Below are 15,361 nucleotides of genomic sequence, written 5' to 3' on the forward strand. Positions count from 1 at the left end.
TTGAATTTTTTTGCCGCAGCAGTAATGACCAACTGCGGCATTACTTAACGCTTGACTTCTAAATGGGGGCCTTGCGGCCGATTTCAAGCCTGCTCGTCAATCGATGGCGAAACCGGCGCTGGAGCCTTGCTGACTACGACCATAGCCGGGCGCAGCAAGCGACCATTGAGCTGATAACCTTTTTGAAACACCTTGAGCACACTGTTTGGCTCCAGGTCAGCGCTTTCCTGCATTGCCATCGCCTGGTGATGCTCGGCATTGAAGGGCTCGCCGTGTGGATCGATAGCTTCCAGGTGATAACGTTTCAGGGTGTCCTGGAACATTTTCAGGGTCAGCTCGATCCCTTCACGCATTGGACGAATGCTTTCGTCGTCCGGGTTCGACAGCTCAAGGCCGCGTTCCAGACTGTCGATTACCGGCAACAGGTCGCCAGCAAATTTTTCCAGTGCAAATTTGTGTGCTTTTTCAACATCCTGTTCTGCACGGCGGCGAACGTTCTGTAGATCGGCAGCTACGCGCAAAGCCTGATCATTAGCGGCCGCCAGCTGCTCTTCAAGCACTTGCACGCGGGATACCAGATCTTCGCTTCCTGCATCAGCAGCCTGATTAGCGTCTTGATTCTGCGTATCCATAGTCTGTTCGTCTGCCATAGATTTCTCCTTTCAAACTTTGTCCGCGAGCTCGACTCGCGCTTCTGCCAAGGTATATGGGGTCGCAATTTTCAGGTTCAAGAGCCAAAAAGCAGTAAGTGTGGTCTTTCCCCTCGAGCAAAAGCCCCGGCTGGACAATCGAAACGACCTAAAAAAGCAAAATGACCAAGCAAATCGAACTAAACGAAGGCATTGTCAGCACGAAACAAAACACTGTATAAATAACCAGACATTACGTTTTGGAGCAGCTCCTATGCTGGTGCACCTGTCCGTACATAACTACGCCATCGTTGAACATCTCGATCTTGAACTGGATCGCGGGATGAGTGTAATCACTGGCGAGACCGGTGCCGGTAAATCGATCATGCTCGATGCGCTCGGCCTTACCCTGGGTGACCGCGCCGACAGTGGCGTAGTTCGCCCCGGAGCCGAAAAGGCCGACATCCTGGCCACCTTCGACCTGCAGGATATCCCCGAAGCCCGGGCATGGCTTGCCGCACGCGATCTCGAGGCTGAAGGCCCGTGCATCCTGCGCCGAGTGATCACCGCCGAAGGACGCTCACGCGGCTACATCAATGGCACACCCTGCCCTCAAGGCGACCTGAAAGCCCTGGGCGAGTTGTTGATCGATATCCACAGCCAGCACGAACACCAGTCGCTGCTCAAACCCGACACCCATCGCCGCTTGCTGGACGAGTATGCGGGTGCCACCGATCTGGCCCGCCAGGTCCATCTGGCAGCACAACGCTGGCGCCAGACCCGCCAGGAACTCGAGCACCTGTCCAACTCGGGTGACGAACAGCGCGCACGCCACCAACTGCTGAGCTACCAGCTCGAAGAACTCGAAACCCTCTCGCTGGGCGAAAACGAACTGGAAGAGCTGGAGCAGGAACACAAGAACCTGACCAACGCCGAAACCCTGCTGACTATCTGCCGCCAGGTGGTTGAACAGTGCAGCGAAAACGATTCCGGCAACGTACTCAACGCGCTGACCGTGAGCCTGAATCGCCTGTCGAGCATCAACAACAACTCCGGCTCGCTGAGCGAAGCAACCGACCTGCTGGCCAGCGCACAAATTCAAGTCGAAGAGGCCGTGGGCGAACTTAACCGTTTCCTCGATCATTTTGATGCTGACCCGGGCCGCCTGCAGTACCTCGAAGAGCGACTGGACACCATCTACACCCTGGCACGCAAACACCGCGTCCAGCCAAATGACGTTGCCGCCCTGCAGCAACGGCTACTGGAAGAGATCGAAACCCTCAACGCCAACGATGAGTCCATTGAACGCCTGAACAATGAACTGACCGCGTACACCCGCCACTATCAGGAGTGCGCACGCGAACTCAGCGGTTTGCGTGCCCATGCGGCAACACAGCTGAGCAGTGCAGTAGAAGAAGAAATCCAGCGCCTGGGCATGCCAGGCGGCCGCTTCGTCATCGAGTTGCGCCCACAAAACAGCACCGACCCGATGCCCCACGGTCTGGAGCAAGTTGAACTGCTGGTCAGCGCCAACCCCGGCCAGCCTCTTAAAGCCCTGGCCAAGGTGGCCTCTGGCGGCGAACTGTCACGCATCAGCCTGGCCATCCAGGTCATCACCGCACAAACCTCACGCGTACCCACCCTGGTATTCGACGAAGTCGACGTGGGCATCGGCGGCCCAACTGCTGAAATCGTTGGCCAGTTGCTGCGCAGGCTTGGCGAGCGCGGCCAGGTGCTGACGGTCACCCACCTGCCGCAAGTGGCAGCCCAATGCCACCAACACCTTTTCGTACACAAGGTTCGCGAGCGCGAAACCACACGCACCGCTGTGTCGAAACTCAGTCAAAAAGAGCGAGTAGAAGAAGTCGCGCGCATGCTCGGCGGCATCGATCTGACCAAAGAATCATTGGCTCATGCCAAGAAAATGGTGGTCACAGCAAAAAACCTGGCAGCTTAACGACGAACGGTCAACAAACACCAAGATTCAGACAGCACGAAGGCGACCCTGGGGTCGCCTTCGTTGGTTTCGCGAACCGGGGTTCGCGCGACATGCTTATTTAGTTTTCTTGCGTACGTACAGCACCAGATTGTGATCTACCAGCTCGACGCCATGTTTGGCGGCGATGGCATGTTGCAGTTTTTCGATGTCTTCGTCGAAAAACTCGATCACTTCACCACTGTCCACGTTGACCATGTGGTCGTGGTGTCCGCCGTCGGCATCGGCCAATTCAAAGACTGCATGACCGCCATCAAAATTATGGCGAATCACCAGCCCTGCGGACTCAAACTGCGTCAGTACACGGTAGACCGTGGCCAGACCGACGTCTTCGCCAGCTTGCATCAATGCCTTGTAAACATCCTCGGCACTCATGTGACGCTGCTCGGCAGAGTCAAGCATTTGTAGAATCTTGACTCGTGGCAGAGTCACCTTAAGTCCGGCCTTACGTAGTTCGCTATTTTCAACCATGGTTAGCTTTCTCGCGGAAGCGCTTCGCAGCTTCTCTTAATACGGGTATGATCGGCGTTTACGTTGTCCCAGCCAAGATAGTGGAAGTCGCCCACCGATGCAAAACACCAAGCTCTTGCTAACCAGTTTCACCTTTGTGGGACTGCTCGCACTCGCCGGTTGTTCATTCCCCGGGGTTTACAAAATCGACATCCAGCAGGGCAATGTCGTCACGCAGGACATGATAAACCAGTTACGCCCGGGAATGACCCGCCGGCAAGTGCGGTTTATCATGGGCAACGCCCTGCTGACCGATACATTCCATCCGGATCGTTGGGATTATTTGTATAGCCTGCAACCCGGTGGCGGTGAACGCCAACAAGAACGCGTGAGCGTGTTCTTCAACGAAAACGACCAGCTCATCAGCTTGTCAGGCGATTTCAAGCCTGGCGTGAGCCGCGACGAGGCAATTCTCGGCAAAGACACTGCCCCGGGTGAAACCACCCCGCCAGTGCCTGAGACTGCCCCGAGCGAGAATAGCGATGAGCCACCTAAACCTGGCTCGCTGCTCGATCAGATCCAGAAAGACGTCGATGGAGTCAAAGCGGTACCTGTACCGACTCCAGCGCCTCTGGATACAACCGAACAATAAAGGTTCGGCACAAAAAAGCCCGGCATGCCGGGCTTTTTGTTGTCTGTCTAAAGTGCTTACAGCTGGCTCAGGCGCTTGGCTTCAGCCGCTTTGGCTGCACGCTGGCGCCGGATTTCTTTAGGGTCGGCCAGCAAAGGACGATAAATTTCAACCCGATCACCGGCCTGCAATACATGGCTGTCTGGCGCTGCGACCTGCTTGCCGAAAATCCCCACAGGGCAATTCAGCAGATCCAGCTCCGCAAACTCGCTATCCATACCCGACGCCAGCACCGCCGCCCGTAAAGTAGTGCCTTGCGGCACCGCCAAAACCAGCAAGCGCTGACGATCGACAGCCGCGTAGACAACCTCAACATCAATCATCAGAGTCAGCCATACAACTGCTTGGCGCGCTGGCAAAACGCATCTACCAGCGTATTGGCGGCCTGATTGAACAACGGCCCCAAGGTCGCCTTCACAATCGCCCCGGCGTAATCAAACGTCATATCCAGGCTGATCTTGCAGGCTTTCTCGCCCAATGGCTTGAACACCCAGAGGCCGTGCAACTTGGTGAATGGCCCCTCTTCCAGATTCATCTCAATGGATTGCCCCGGCACCAGCGTGTTACGCGTCACAAAGTGCTGGCTCAAACCGCCCTTGGCCACACCCAGGCTGGCGCGCATCAGCACCTCGGTGCTTTCAAGAATTTCGGCCGATGAACACCACGGCAAGAACTCCGGATAACTCGCAACATCGTTAACCAGGTCATAAAGAGCCTGCGCCGGATAAGGCAGCAAGGCGGAGCGTTGGATATGGGTAGTCATGTCAGCGTTACTTCCACAGCTGGGCGGCAAACACAATCAGAATGCCGAGTGGCGCCACATAGCGCATCAAGAAAAGAGTCAGGGTGAACATCGCCGGGCTGCGCATCGACAACTCGTCGCGTACCGCGCCACGCCCCATGATCCAGCCTGCAAAGACCACAAAGCACAGCCCGCCTAAAGGCAGCATGATACGCGAGGTGAAGAAATCAACGACACCAAAGAAGTCCAGACCGCTGGCAGCCCCCCATTGGTACAGGTGAAAACCTGATTCTTCGCTCACGAAAAACTTGGCCTGCTTCCAGATATTGAACGAAAACACCGTACCCAGACCGACGAACCAGCAGGTAAAGGCCAGCCAGAACGTGACCCAAAGGCGCCTGACCCGGGTCCGCTCAACGAGGTAAGCCACCATCGGCTCCAGCAGTGAGATAGCCGAACTCCAGGCTGCCACGGCCACCAGAACAAAGAACACCACCCCCATCAACTGACCGAACGCTACGTTGCCAAAGGCAAACGGCAAGGTCACAAACATCAGCCCTGGGCCTTCGCTCGGGTTCAAACCCGAAGCGAATACAATTGGAAACAATGCCAGTCCGGCCAGCAATGAGACAAAGGTATCGATCAGCGCCACACCGACAACCGTCCCGGAAATCGATGCGTTTTTCGGCATATATGCACCGTAGATCATGATAGAACCCACGCCAACACTGAGCGAAAAGAACGCATGCCCCATTGCCGCCAGCAAGCCGTCGAGCACCCGGTCGGGGTTGAAGTCGAACATGAAATGCACGCCCTCCATGAAGTGCCCCGTGGTCATGCTGTAACCCAGCAGCACCAGCAACAGTACAAACAGAATAGGCATCATGATCCGCAAACTGCGCTCAAGACCCGCTACCACCCCCCTGGCGATCACAAACGCTGACAGAAGCATGAACGCTGTATGCCAGAACGTAAGGCGCCATGGGTCGGCTATCACGCCACCGAAGTAAGCACCCACCTGATCAGCCGTCGCGCCCTGAAAGTCGCCCTTGCCCATATTGATGATGTAATCCAGCGACCAGCCGCCGACCACACTATAAAAAGACAGGATCAGCAGTGCCGTGATCATCCCGGCAAAAGCCCCCCAGGACCAACGCCCGGAATGCCCGGCCTCCACCGCCAATACCTTCAAGGCATTTGCCGGACTCAGTCGCGCCCGCCGACCGATCAGGGTTTCAGCCAGCATCACCGGCACACCAATCAGCGCGATACAGGCCAGAAACACCAATACAAAAGCACCGCCACCGTAGACGCCCACCATGTAAGGGAATTTCCAGATACTGCCCAGACCCACGGCAGAACCGGTCGCAGCGAAAATAAAGACCCAACGGCTTGCCCAACTGCCGTGGACAGAAACCTTGTCTGTCGACATCGTTACTACGCCCAACCACTAAAAAAAGAGGGCGCATTGTCCGGGAATCACCCTACGCGCTCAAGCACGCAGTCCTGCACGCACAAACTCGCAGGTTGGCCGTAGCCGACACGCTAGCAACTGCCTATAATGCCGGCCCTATGGCTAAACAGAAGAAACACCCCACAGGGACCATCGCGCAGAATAAAAAAGCGCGACACGATTACTTCATCGAACATCGGTTCGAGGCTGGTCTGGTCCTGGCCGGCTGGGAAGTAAAAAGTCTGCGTGCAGGCAAGGCACAGCTGGTCGACAGCTATGTGCTACTCAAGGACGGTGAAGCCTGGCTGCTTGGCAGCCATATTGCCCCCCTGACGACAGCCAGCACCCACGTTATTGCCGACCCGACGCGCAGCCGCAAACTGCTGCTTAACCAGCGCGAGCTGGAAAAGCTGTTTGCCGCGGTGCAGCAGAAGGGTTACGCCTGCGTCTGCCTCTCGCTTTACTGGAGCAAGCACTTGATCAAGTGCGAAATTGCCCTGGGTAAAGGCAAGAAGGAATACGACAAGCGCCATACCGAGCGTGAGCGCGACTCCGATCGCGAACTGCAGCGTGCAGTGCGCAACAAGGGCAAGGAAGACTAAACCTCCCTGCCCCTATTATCTGCAGGAGCGAGCTTGCCTCGCTCCTGCAGGTTTGGCCCCTTACAACCCGTTACGCCGCTCAGCCCGCGCCATGCGCTGAACTTCCTGACGCACTTCTTCCAGCACTTCCTGCACGTACACCAGGTGCCGGCTCGCCACTTCCCGGGCATCCTCTGCACGCCCCTCGATAATCGCCAGATACAACTCGCGATGCTGACTGATCAGCATGTCGCGCGTTTCACTGCGCTGCTTGTACATACCCCCGATGTTGGTCACCACGTTGCGCTTGAGCAGGTCGAACAAGCCCCGAATGGTGTGCAGCAACACTGCGTTATGACTGGCTTCGGCAATAGCCAGATGGAAGTTGGCATCCGCCTCGCCCTCCTCGGCGCGACTCACTTCATCGACCCGCGCATAACAATCCTGCAACTGCTCAAAGGCCAGGCGCAGACGCTCGCGATCCATCTCGGTGGCGCGCGATGCCGCGTAAAAGGCACATGAGGCCTCAAGGGTATGGCGAAACTCCAGTAAATCGCGCTGCGCTTCGGGATTGCTCTCCAGCAATTGCAACAACGGATCACTAAAGGTCGAACCCAGCGCAGTCGCCACATAATTGCCGCCGCCCTGGCGACTGACCAGCAAACCTTTGGCCGACAGCTTTTGAATGGCCTCGCGCAACGACGGGCGCGACACACCAAACTGCTCCGCCAGCGCACGCTCAGCCGGCAAGCGCTCGCCTGACTTCAACGTTCCCTCAAGGATCATGCCCTCAAGCTGCTCGACAATATCGTCCGACAAACGGCGCTGACGAATTTGATCAAACCCCATAACTGCTCTCCACCCTCCCGACCGAGCGCCGGGGGCCGCTATTCTCGCCGATTGGCGCAATCCGCACACCCATCAGAAGCGCCGCTCCGGCCCCATCAGATGCACTGAACACGAACACCCCGACAAAAGATTTAAGAGCGGCAAATTGACACATACCGCATAAGGCTTTTACCCTAGCCGGTAGCGGTTGTAAATTGGTAATACCAATTATCCAAGCACGCTCGACCAATAACAATTAGGGGCCACCCCATATGCAAACCTGGCAACAGCTCTATAGCCCGCTCGGCAGCCTCGGCCTGTCCGCTCTCGCGGCTGTCATTCCGATCGTGTTTTTCTTCCTGGCTCTGGCCGTGTTCCGTCTCAAAGGACACGTCGCCGGGAGCATTACCCTTGCCCTGTCCATTGTGGTGGCCATCTTTGCCTTCCAGATGCCTGTCGACATGGCCTTCGCAGCTGCCGGCTATGGATTTGCCTATGGCCTCTGGCCAATTGCCTGGATCATCGTTGCCGCGGTGTTCCTCTACAAACTGACGGTTAAAAGTGGTCAGTTCGAAATCATCCGCAGTTCGGTACTGTCGATCACCGATGACCAGCGCCTGCAAGTGCTGCTGATTGGCTTCTGCTTCGGTGCCTTCCTCGAAGGTGCAGCCGGTTTCGGCGCGCCGGTAGCCATTACTGCCGCACTGCTCGTAGGCCTGGGCTTCAACCCGCTGTACGCGGCGGGCCTGTGCCTGATTGCCAACACCGCCCCCGTAGCGTTCGGCGCACTGGGCATTCCGATCATCGTGGCGGGCCAGGTGACGGGCATCGACTCGTTCAAGATCGGCGCCATGGCTGGCCGTCAGTTGCCATTGCTGTCGCTGTTCGTACCCTTCTGGCTGGTATTCATGATGGACGGCCTGCGCGGCGTGCGTGAAACCTGGCCGGCAGCCCTGGTGGCCGGCTTGAGCTTCGCCGTCACCCAGTACTTCACCTCGAACTTCATTGGCCCTGAGCTGCCGGACATTACCTCGGCCCTCGCCAGCCTGGTCAGCCTGACCTTGTTCCTGAAAGTCTGGCAGCCAAAACGGACTGCAGGCGCACAGATCGCAGGCGTCTCCTCTGATGTAATCGTGACCGCCAGCGCAGGAGGTTTCGGCAAACCGAGCAACCTCATGGCTTCGCCTTACAGCCTGATGCAGATTCTCAAAGCCTGGTCGCCGTTCCTGATCCTCACCGTTCTGGTCACCATCTGGACCCTCAAACCGTTCAAGGCCCTGTTCTCCCCGGGCGGCGCGATGTATGGCTGGGTGTTCAACTTCGCCATTCCGCACCTTGATCAACTAGTGATCAAAACCGCACCCATCGTAAACGCACCGACCGCCATTGCTGCCGTGTTCAAACTGGACCCGATTTCAGCAACCGGCACAGCGATTTTCTTCTCTGCATTGATCTCGATGCTGATCCTGAAAATTGACATCAAGACTGGTCTTACCACTTTCAAAGAGACCCTCTACGAACTGCGCTGGCCGATCCTGTCCATCGGCATGGTGCTGGCCTTTGCCTTCGTCACCAACTACTCGGGCATGTCTTCCACCATGGCTCTGGTGCTGGCGGGGACTGGCGCGGCGTTCCCGTTCTTCTCGCCGTTCCTCGGCTGGCTGGGCGTATTCCTGACCGGTTCCGACACCTCCTCGAACGCGCTGTTCAGCTCGCTGCAAGCCACCACCGCGCACCAGATCGGCGTCAGCGACGTGTTGATGGTTGCGGCCAATACCAGCGGCGGCGTGACCGGCAAAATGATTTCCCCGCAATCAATCGCCGTAGCCTGTGCGGCCACCGGCCTGGTGGGCAAAGAGTCCGACCTGTTCCGCTTCACCCTCAAGCACAGCCTGTTCTTCGCCACCATCGTTGGCCTGATCACACTGGCGCAGGCCTACTGGTTCACCGGCATGCTGGTGCACTAATAAGACTATGGTTACTGCACGATAAAAGGCGCCGGCCTGCACGCCGGCGTCATTCATTCCAAACCCGGTCTGCCTGGCGGCTGAAGACGGTTTCAGCTGCTGACGCGGACACATAACCGGGACCACCCGGAGACGCCTGATGAGCGAGCTTTTTTACAACGCCGTGCCGAATGCGACCCGCGTCGCCCCGCCCCTCCCGACACCTCGCCAATACCCCTCGCACAAGCCACGCAAGGTCTATCTGTTTGGCACCTGCGTAGTGGACCTGTTCTTCCCCGAAGCCGGAATGGACGCCATTCACCTGATCGAACGCGAAGGTATCGCAGTCGACTACCCCCAGGGCCAAAGCTGCTGCGGACAACCGGCCTATACCTCCGGCTACACCGATCAGGCCCGCGAAGTCGCACGGTCGCAGTTGGCATTGTTCGCCGAAGACTATCCCGTGGTCGTGCCGTCCGGCTCTTGCGCCGGGATGCTGCGCGAGCACTACGAAGACCTGTTCAAGGACGAACCCGAAACCCTGCTCAAGGTCCACGCCCTGGCCGAACGCACCTTCGAACTCACCGAATTCCTGCTGTTTGTGTGCAAGGTGCAATTCAAGGACAGCGGTGCTCCGGTCAAAGTAGCGCTGCACACCTCATGCTCCGCACGGCGCGAAATGAACACCCACCTGCATGGCCGCGAAATGCTCGCGCAACTGAGTAATGTCGAACGTATCGACCACAGCCACGAAAGTGAATGCTGCGGTTTTGGTGGGACATTCAGCGTACGCATGCCGGATATTTCCGGGGCCATGGTCGCCGACAAGACCCGTTCCTTGATTGAAACCGGCGCCCATCAGGTACTGACTGCCGACTGCGGCTGCCTGATGAATATCAATGGCTCGCTGGAAAAACAGAAGCAGGCCCTGCGCGGCCAGCATCTTGCCAGCTTCTTGTGGCAACGCACCGGAGGCCAGCAATGAGCGCCAGCACACTGATCCCCACCGTCGCGATTGAAGAAGACTTTCGCGAGCGCGCCCACGAAGCCTTGGCCGACACGCAACTGCGAAACAACTTTCGCAGTGCCATGGACTCTTTGATGACCAAACGTGCGGCGTCCTTCAGCGACGCCCATGAACGCGAACACTTGCGAGCCCTGGGCAATGCAGTGCGCGCACGCGCCTTGTCCAAACTGCCCGACCTGCTGCAACAACTGGAAGCCAACCTGACTCGCAACGGCGTGCAGGTGCATTGGGCCGAAACCGTCGACCAGGCCAATGAAATCGTGATGTCCATTGCTCGCCGGCGCTCAGCCAGGCAAGTGATCAAAGGCAAGTCCATGGTCAGCGAAGAGATGGAGATGAACCACGTGCTCGGCGCCCAGGGCATTGAATGTCTTGAGTCCGACATGGGCGAGTACATCGTTCAACTCGACAACGAGAAGCCGTCCCACATCATCATGCCGGCGATCCACAAGAATGCCGGGCAAGTGGCTGACTTGTTCCACGAAAAACTCGGTGTGGACTACACCAAAGACGTCGACCAGTTGATCCAGATCGGCCGACGCGTGCTGCGCCAGAAATTCTTTGAAGCTGACATCGGCGTGTCCGGCGTCAACTTCGCAGTCGCCGAAACCGGCACTCTGTTGCTGGTGGAAAACGAAGGCAATGGCCGCATGTCCACCACAGTGCCACCGGTGCATATCGCCGTCACCGGTATCGAAAAAGTCGTCGAAAACCTGCGCGATGTGGTGCCACTGCTGTCACTGCTGACCCGCTCGGCCCTCGGCCAGCCGATCACCACCTACGTCAATATGATCTCCGGCCCGCGCAAACCCGGCGAACTGGACGGCCCCGAAGAAGTGCATCTGGTACTGCTCGACAATGGCCGCAGCCAGGCATTTGCCGACAGCGAGTTACGCCAGACTCTTAACTGCATCCGCTGTGGTGCCTGCATGAACCACTGCCCGGTATACACGCGCATCGGCGGCCATGCCTACGGCGAGGTTTACCCGGGGCCGATTGGTGCAATCATCACGCCGCACATGGTGGGCCTGGCCAAAGTTCCGGATCACCCCAGCGCGTCGTCGCTGTGCGGTGCCTGCGGCGAAGTGTGCCCGGTAAAAATTCCGATCCCGGCCCTGCTGCGCCGCCTGCGCGAAGAGAACGTCAAAGCGCCGGATGCTTCGCCCCGAATCATGCGCGGCCAAGGCAGCAAGTACTCGCGCAAAGAGCGCCTGGTCTGGAACATGTGGGCCAGACTCAATAGCTCTCCCACCCTCTACCGCGTGTTCCTCAAGGCTGCCACCCGCCTGCGCGGGCTCACGCCGAGCAATGTCGGGCCGTGGACGCAAAACCACAGTGCCCCCAAACCCGCAGCCCGCTCCCTGCACGATATGGCCCGCGAGCACCTGGCGAAAAAATCGGGAGACCCGCGATGAGCGCTAGACAAAACATCCTCAACAAACTGCGTAACAGTCTGACAGGGACCACACCGGTGCCTGACAACTTCGACGAAGTGCTGGTGACACAACCCTGGACTTATACCCCGGAACAACGCATCCCTCAGCTGCGCAAACTGATGGAAGCGGTGCACACCGAAATCCATCTCAGCACCGAACAGGACTGGCCCGCACTGTTGGCGCAATTGGTCACCGACCGTCAACTGCCGAGCCTGCTGATTGCCCCGACCACGGCCCACGGGCAAAAAGTGACGGCGCACTGGGAACGAAATCCCGGGTTGGCGCCGCTCAAGGCCTACAACCGTCCGGTGGAAGAATGGAAAGCCGAACTGTTCAATGACACCCCGGCCAGCCTGACCACGACCCTGGGCGCAATTGCCGCCACCGGCAGTCTGATCATGTGGCCAACCCCTGAAGAACCGCGCCTGATGAGCCTGGTACCGCCGGTGCATTTCGCCCTGCTCAAGGCCAGCGAAATCCGCGACAACTTCTATCAGGTGCAGCAAGAGATGAACTGGGCCGCCGGGATGCCAACCAACGCATTACTGGTATCCGGCCCGTCGAAAACCGCCGATATCGAGCAAGTGCTGGCCTACGGCGCCCACGGCCCGAAAGACCTGGTGGTGTTGATCCTGGAGGATGCATGAGCCTGCCCGCTGCCTTTGTGCGTGATGTCGAACAACTGATCGCGCAGGACCGCCGTTTCAGCGACCCGCTGTCCACCCTGGCCTTTGGCACTGACGCCAGCTTCTATCGGCTGATCCCAAAGCTGGTGATCCGCGTCGAGTCCGAAGACGAAGTGGTCGAACTGCTGCGTCTCGCCCGTCGCGATCAGGTGCCGGTGACTTTTCGCGCCGCCGGCACCAGCCTGTCGGGGCAGGCCATCAGCGACTCGGTGCTGATCGTGCTTGGGGATAACTGGAACGCCAAGGAAATACGCGGCCAGGGCACACAAATCCGCCTGCAACCCGGGGTTATCGGCGCCCAGGCCAACGCCTGGCTGGCACCGTTCGGGCGCAAGATCGGCCCCGACCCGGCCTCGATCAACGCCTGCAAAATCGGCGGCATCGTCGCCAACAATGCCAGCGGCATGTGTTGCGGCACCGCGCAAAACACCTACCACACCCTGGCTGGCCTGCGCGTGGTGCTGGCCGACGGTACCCGGGTCGATACCGAAGACGCGAACAACGTCGCCGACTTCCGCCAAAGCCATGCTCCATTGCTCGAACAGCTGGCGACATTGGCCCGCGAGACCCGCGCCAATCCCGAACTGGCTGCCAAAATTCGCCATAAATACCGTCTGAAAAATACCACTGGCCTGTCGCTCAACGCCCTGGTGGATTTCGATGACCCGCTGGATATCCTCAGCCACTTGCTGGTGGGCAGCGAAGGCACGCTGGGCTTCATCAGCTCGGTGACCTACGACACGGTAATCGACCATCCGAATAAAGCCTCGGCGCTGATCGTGTTCCCCGACGTTGAAACCTGTTGCAACGCAGTCACCGTACTGAAAAGCCAACCTGTGTCCGCCGTGGAGCTACTGGATCGTCGCAGCCTGCGCTCGGTACAGGACAAGCCCGGCATGCCGGCTTTCGTACAACAGCTGTCGGCCAATGCCTGCGCCCTGTTGATCGAGTCCCGTGCCGCAACCTCGACCTTACTGCACGAACAACTGGCGCAAATCATGGCGTCGATGGCGGCGTTCCCGGTCGAGAAACAAGTCGACTTCACCGAGGACCCGGTGGAAAACGCAAAACTGTGGGCGATCCGCAAAGACACCTTCCCTGCAGTCGGCGCCGTGCGCAAAACCGGGACCACGGTCATCATCGAAGACGTGACCTTCCCGGTCGAACAACTGGCCATCGGCGTCAATCGCCTGATCGAGCTGTTCGACAAACACCACTACGACGAAGCGATCCTGTTTGGCCATGCCCTGGAGGGCAACCTGCACTTCGTCTTCACCCAGGGTTTCAACAACCCCGAAGAAGTGGCGCGTTACCAGGCATTTATGGATGACGTGGCGCAACTGGTGGCCGTGGAATTTGGCGGCTCGCTCAAAGCCGAGCACGGCACCGGGCGCAACATGGCGCCTTTCGTAGAACTGGAATGGGGCAGCGATGCCTACCAGTTGATGTGGCAGCTCAAGCGTTTGCTGGACCCCCAGGGCATTCTCAACCCTGACGTGGTCCTCAGCGAAGACCCGCACATCCATCTAAAGCATCTGAAACCGATGCCCGCCGCTGACGAGATTGTGGATAAATGCATCGAGTGCGGCTTCTGCGAGCCGGTATGCCCATCAAAAGGCCTGACCCTCAGCCCGCGCCAGCGGATTGTGATCTGGCGCGACATTCAGGCCAAAAAGCGCGCAGGTATCGACACCCTAGAACTGGAAAAAGCTTACGCCTACCAGGGCATCGACACCTGCGCCGCTACCGGTTTATGCGCGCAGCGTTGCCCGGTGGGTATCAATACCGGCGAGCTGGTGAAAAAACTCCGGGCCCGCAGCGCCCACAGCGTGAAAACCGCCGACTGGCTGGGAAATCACTTTACAACCACGCTGCAAGGCGCCCGCTTCATGCTGCACGCCGCCAATGGCGCACGCATGCTGCTGGGTGCGCCGCGGCTGGGCAAAATCTCGGCCGCGCTGACCAAGGCAAGCAAAGGCCGGGTACCCTTGTGGACCAACGCCATGCCGCAACCCGAACGGCCGATTCGCTTCAGCCCGCCGGTCAATGATGCACGGCCGCGCGTGGTGTATCTGGCCGCGTGCGTTTCACGGGTGATGGGGCCGGCGGCAGGCGACAGCGAGCAAATGTCGCTTCTGGATAAAACCCGCGGCCTGCTGGAAAAAGCCGGTTACCAGGTAGTGTTCCCCGACAACATGGACAGCCTGTGTTGCGGCCAGCCGTTTGCCTCCAAAGGCTATGCCGAACAGGCCGAACACAAACGCCAGGAACTCATCGGCGCCCTGCTGCATGCCAGCCGTGGCGGGCTTGATCCGATCTACTGCGACACCAGCCCTTGTACCTTGCGCCTGGTGCAGGACCTGAACCAGTCGCGCCTGGACCTGTACGACCCGGTGCGTTTTATCCGCACCCACCTTGTGCACAAGTTGAACTTCACCCCGCAGACCGCGCCGATTGCCGTGCATGTCACTTGCAGCACCCAGCACCTGGGCGAAAGCCAGGCGCTGATCGACATTGCACGGCTGTGCAGCACCCAGGTAGTGATTCCCGAAGGGATTCATTGCTGCGGATTTGCCGGCGACAAAGGCTTCACCACACCGGAGCTGAACGCCCACTCGCTGCGCACCCTGAAAGACGCCGTGCAGCATTGCAGTGAAGGGATATCCACCAGTCGCACCTGCGAAATCGGCCTGAGCCAACATGGCGGAATCGATTACCACGGGCTGGTGTATCTGGTGGACCGGGTGACCACCACCCTGTAGGAGTGAGCTTTTTACGTCGACGGCATGCAGGCTGGCTCGCCCCGGACGCCCTGCCGAACACTCAAAAAAACGCCCCACTTTTGGGCATAAAAAAACTCATTCCATGGCGGCCAAATACAGGCAGAACTCCTGAG

At 58.6% G+C, this 15,361-nt stretch carries 14 protein-coding genes; 8 read left to right on the plus strand and 6 right to left on the minus strand.

Annotated elements, in window-relative coordinates:
• Nucleotides 1–83: 83 nt before the first annotated feature.
• Complete coding sequence (gene grpE, locus FEZ21_RS00280; RefSeq protein ID WP_003439582.1) at nt 84–650, minus strand: nucleotide exchange factor GrpE; 567 nt, start codon at nt 648–650, stop codon at nt 84–86.
• Nucleotides 651–903: 253 nt separating this feature from the next.
• Here grpE and recN point away from each other — a divergent pair, with 253 nt between their 5' ends.
• A complete protein-coding gene (gene recN / locus FEZ21_RS00285) occupies nt 904–2,586 on the plus strand; it encodes a DNA repair protein RecN (RefSeq protein WP_160626192.1) in 1,683 nt (560 codons plus the stop codon).
• Between the two features lie 96 nt (nt 2,587–2,682).
• On the opposite strand, the gene fur is transcribed toward recN, so the two are convergent.
• The gene (gene fur / locus FEZ21_RS00290; RefSeq protein ID WP_003439580.1) at nt 2,683–3,096 is read right to left on the minus strand and encodes a ferric iron uptake transcriptional regulator; all 414 of its coding nucleotides are present in this window, start codon (nt 3,094–3,096) and stop codon (nt 2,683–2,685) included.
• Nucleotides 3,097–3,193: 97 nt separating this feature from the next.
• Here fur and FEZ21_RS00295 point away from each other — a divergent pair, with 97 nt between their 5' ends.
• A complete protein-coding gene (locus FEZ21_RS00295) occupies nt 3,194–3,727 on the plus strand; it encodes an outer membrane protein assembly factor BamE (RefSeq protein WP_010656958.1) in 534 nt (177 codons plus the stop codon).
• A 56-nt stretch (nt 3,728–3,783) separates the two neighbouring features.
• On the opposite strand, the gene FEZ21_RS00300 is transcribed toward FEZ21_RS00295, so the two are convergent.
• The 3 genes from FEZ21_RS00300 to FEZ21_RS00310 are packed head-to-tail and all read right to left on the minus strand — an operon-like array spanning nt 3,784 to nt 5,940.
• Nucleotides 3,784–4,089 carry an RnfH family protein gene (locus FEZ21_RS00300; protein ID WP_127196820.1) on the minus strand — a complete coding sequence of 102 codons (306 nt, stop codon included), beginning with the start codon at nt 4,087–4,089 and terminating at the stop codon, nt 3,784–3,786.
• A gap of 5 nt (nt 4,090–4,094) precedes the next feature.
• Entirely contained in the window at nt 4,095–4,529 is a 435-nt protein-coding gene (locus FEZ21_RS00305; protein ID WP_003439577.1) for a type II toxin-antitoxin system RatA family toxin, read from the minus strand.
• A gap of 7 nt (nt 4,530–4,536) precedes the next feature.
• Nucleotides 4,537–5,940, minus strand: coding sequence for a sodium-dependent transporter (locus FEZ21_RS00310; RefSeq protein ID WP_003439573.1), 1,404 nt, complete (start codon nt 5,938–5,940; stop codon nt 4,537–4,539).
• A 140-nt stretch (nt 5,941–6,080) separates the two neighbouring features.
• Between FEZ21_RS00310 and smpB the strand changes: the two genes are divergently transcribed.
• Nucleotides 6,081–6,563, plus strand: coding sequence for an SsrA-binding protein SmpB (gene smpB, locus FEZ21_RS00315; RefSeq protein ID WP_003439570.1), 483 nt, complete (start codon nt 6,081–6,083; stop codon nt 6,561–6,563).
• Nucleotides 6,564–6,623: 60 nt separating this feature from the next.
• Here the strand turns inward: smpB and FEZ21_RS00320 are convergent, their stop codons facing one another.
• On the minus strand, nt 6,624–7,391 hold the full coding sequence (locus FEZ21_RS00320; RefSeq protein WP_003439567.1) for a GntR family transcriptional regulator: 768 nt from the start codon (nt 7,389–7,391) through the stop codon (nt 6,624–6,626).
• Nucleotides 7,392–7,642: 251 nt separating this feature from the next.
• Here FEZ21_RS00320 and FEZ21_RS00325 point away from each other — a divergent pair, with 251 nt between their 5' ends.
• From FEZ21_RS00325 to FEZ21_RS00345, 5 genes are all read left to right on the plus strand, one after another.
• Nucleotides 7,643–9,337, plus strand: a complete 1,695-nt coding sequence (locus tag FEZ21_RS00325) for a lactate permease LctP family transporter (protein ID WP_127196821.1) — start codon at nt 7,643–7,645, stop codon at nt 9,335–9,337.
• Between the two features lie 139 nt (nt 9,338–9,476).
• Nucleotides 9,477–10,301 (plus strand): (Fe-S)-binding protein, encoded by an 825-nt coding sequence (locus FEZ21_RS00330; RefSeq protein ID WP_003439562.1) that lies wholly within the window; start codon nt 9,477–9,479, stop codon nt 10,299–10,301.
• A complete protein-coding gene (locus tag FEZ21_RS00335) occupies nt 10,298–11,758 on the plus strand; it encodes a LutB/LldF family L-lactate oxidation iron-sulfur protein (RefSeq protein WP_003439560.1) in 1,461 nt (486 codons plus the stop codon). Before FEZ21_RS00330 ends, FEZ21_RS00335 begins: the two co-directional genes overlap by 4 nt.
• Nucleotides 11,755–12,426 (plus strand): lactate utilization protein, encoded by a 672-nt coding sequence (locus FEZ21_RS00340; RefSeq protein WP_010656955.1) that lies wholly within the window; start codon nt 11,755–11,757, stop codon nt 12,424–12,426. The genes FEZ21_RS00335 and FEZ21_RS00340 overlap by 4 nt, the downstream gene beginning before the upstream one ends.
• Nucleotides 12,423–15,227: an FAD-binding and (Fe-S)-binding domain-containing protein gene (locus FEZ21_RS00345; protein ID WP_160626194.1), complete on the plus strand. Its 2,805-nt coding sequence runs from the start codon at nt 12,423–12,425 to the stop codon at nt 15,225–15,227. The genes FEZ21_RS00340 and FEZ21_RS00345 overlap by 4 nt, the downstream gene beginning before the upstream one ends.
• The last annotated feature ends 134 nt before the right edge of the window (nt 15,228–15,361 follow it).

It is taken from the genome of Pseudomonas sp. 9.1(2019) (assembly GCF_009910445.1).
In the GTDB taxonomy this organism is placed as follows: Bacteria; Pseudomonadota; Gammaproteobacteria; order Pseudomonadales; family Pseudomonadaceae; genus Aquipseudomonas; species Aquipseudomonas paraversuta.

Bases quoted from the DNA above. Each gene is read 5' to 3' on its own strand.
- FEZ21_RS00305 (WP_003439577.1), bottom strand. From the start codon at position 4,529: ATGACTACCCATATCCAACGCTCCGCCTTGCTGCCTTATCCGGCGCAG.
- FEZ21_RS00300 (WP_127196820.1), bottom strand. From the start codon at position 4,089: ATGATTGATGTTGAGGTTGTCTACGCGGCTGTCGATCGTCAGCGCTTG.
- FEZ21_RS00320 (WP_003439567.1), bottom strand. From the start codon at position 7,391: ATGGGGTTTGATCAAATTCGTCAGCGCCGTTTGTCGGACGATATTGTC.
- FEZ21_RS00345 (WP_160626194.1), top strand. From the start codon at position 12,423: ATGAGCCTGCCCGCTGCCTTTGTGCGTGATGTCGAACAACTGATCGCG.
- recN (WP_160626192.1), top strand. From the start codon at position 904: ATGCTGGTGCACCTGTCCGTACATAACTACGCCATCGTTGAACATCTC.
- FEZ21_RS00310 (WP_003439573.1), bottom strand. From the start codon at position 5,940: ATGTCGACAGACAAGGTTTCTGTCCACGGCAGTTGGGCAAGCCGTTGG.
- smpB (WP_003439570.1), top strand. From the start codon at position 6,081: ATGGCTAAACAGAAGAAACACCCCACAGGGACCATCGCGCAGAATAAA.
- fur (WP_003439580.1), bottom strand. From the start codon at position 3,096: ATGGTTGAAAATAGCGAACTACGTAAGGCCGGACTTAAGGTGACTCTG.
- FEZ21_RS00340 (WP_010656955.1), top strand. From the start codon at position 11,755: ATGAGCGCTAGACAAAACATCCTCAACAAACTGCGTAACAGTCTGACA.
- FEZ21_RS00330 (WP_003439562.1), top strand. From the start codon at position 9,477: ATGAGCGAGCTTTTTTACAACGCCGTGCCGAATGCGACCCGCGTCGCC.
- FEZ21_RS00325 (WP_127196821.1), top strand. From the start codon at position 7,643: ATGCAAACCTGGCAACAGCTCTATAGCCCGCTCGGCAGCCTCGGCCTG.
- FEZ21_RS00295 (WP_010656958.1), top strand. From the start codon at position 3,194: ATGCAAAACACCAAGCTCTTGCTAACCAGTTTCACCTTTGTGGGACTG.
- FEZ21_RS00335 (WP_003439560.1), top strand. From the start codon at position 10,298: ATGAGCGCCAGCACACTGATCCCCACCGTCGCGATTGAAGAAGACTTT.
- grpE (WP_003439582.1), bottom strand. From the start codon at position 650: ATGGCAGACGAACAGACTATGGATACGCAGAATCAAGACGCTAATCAG.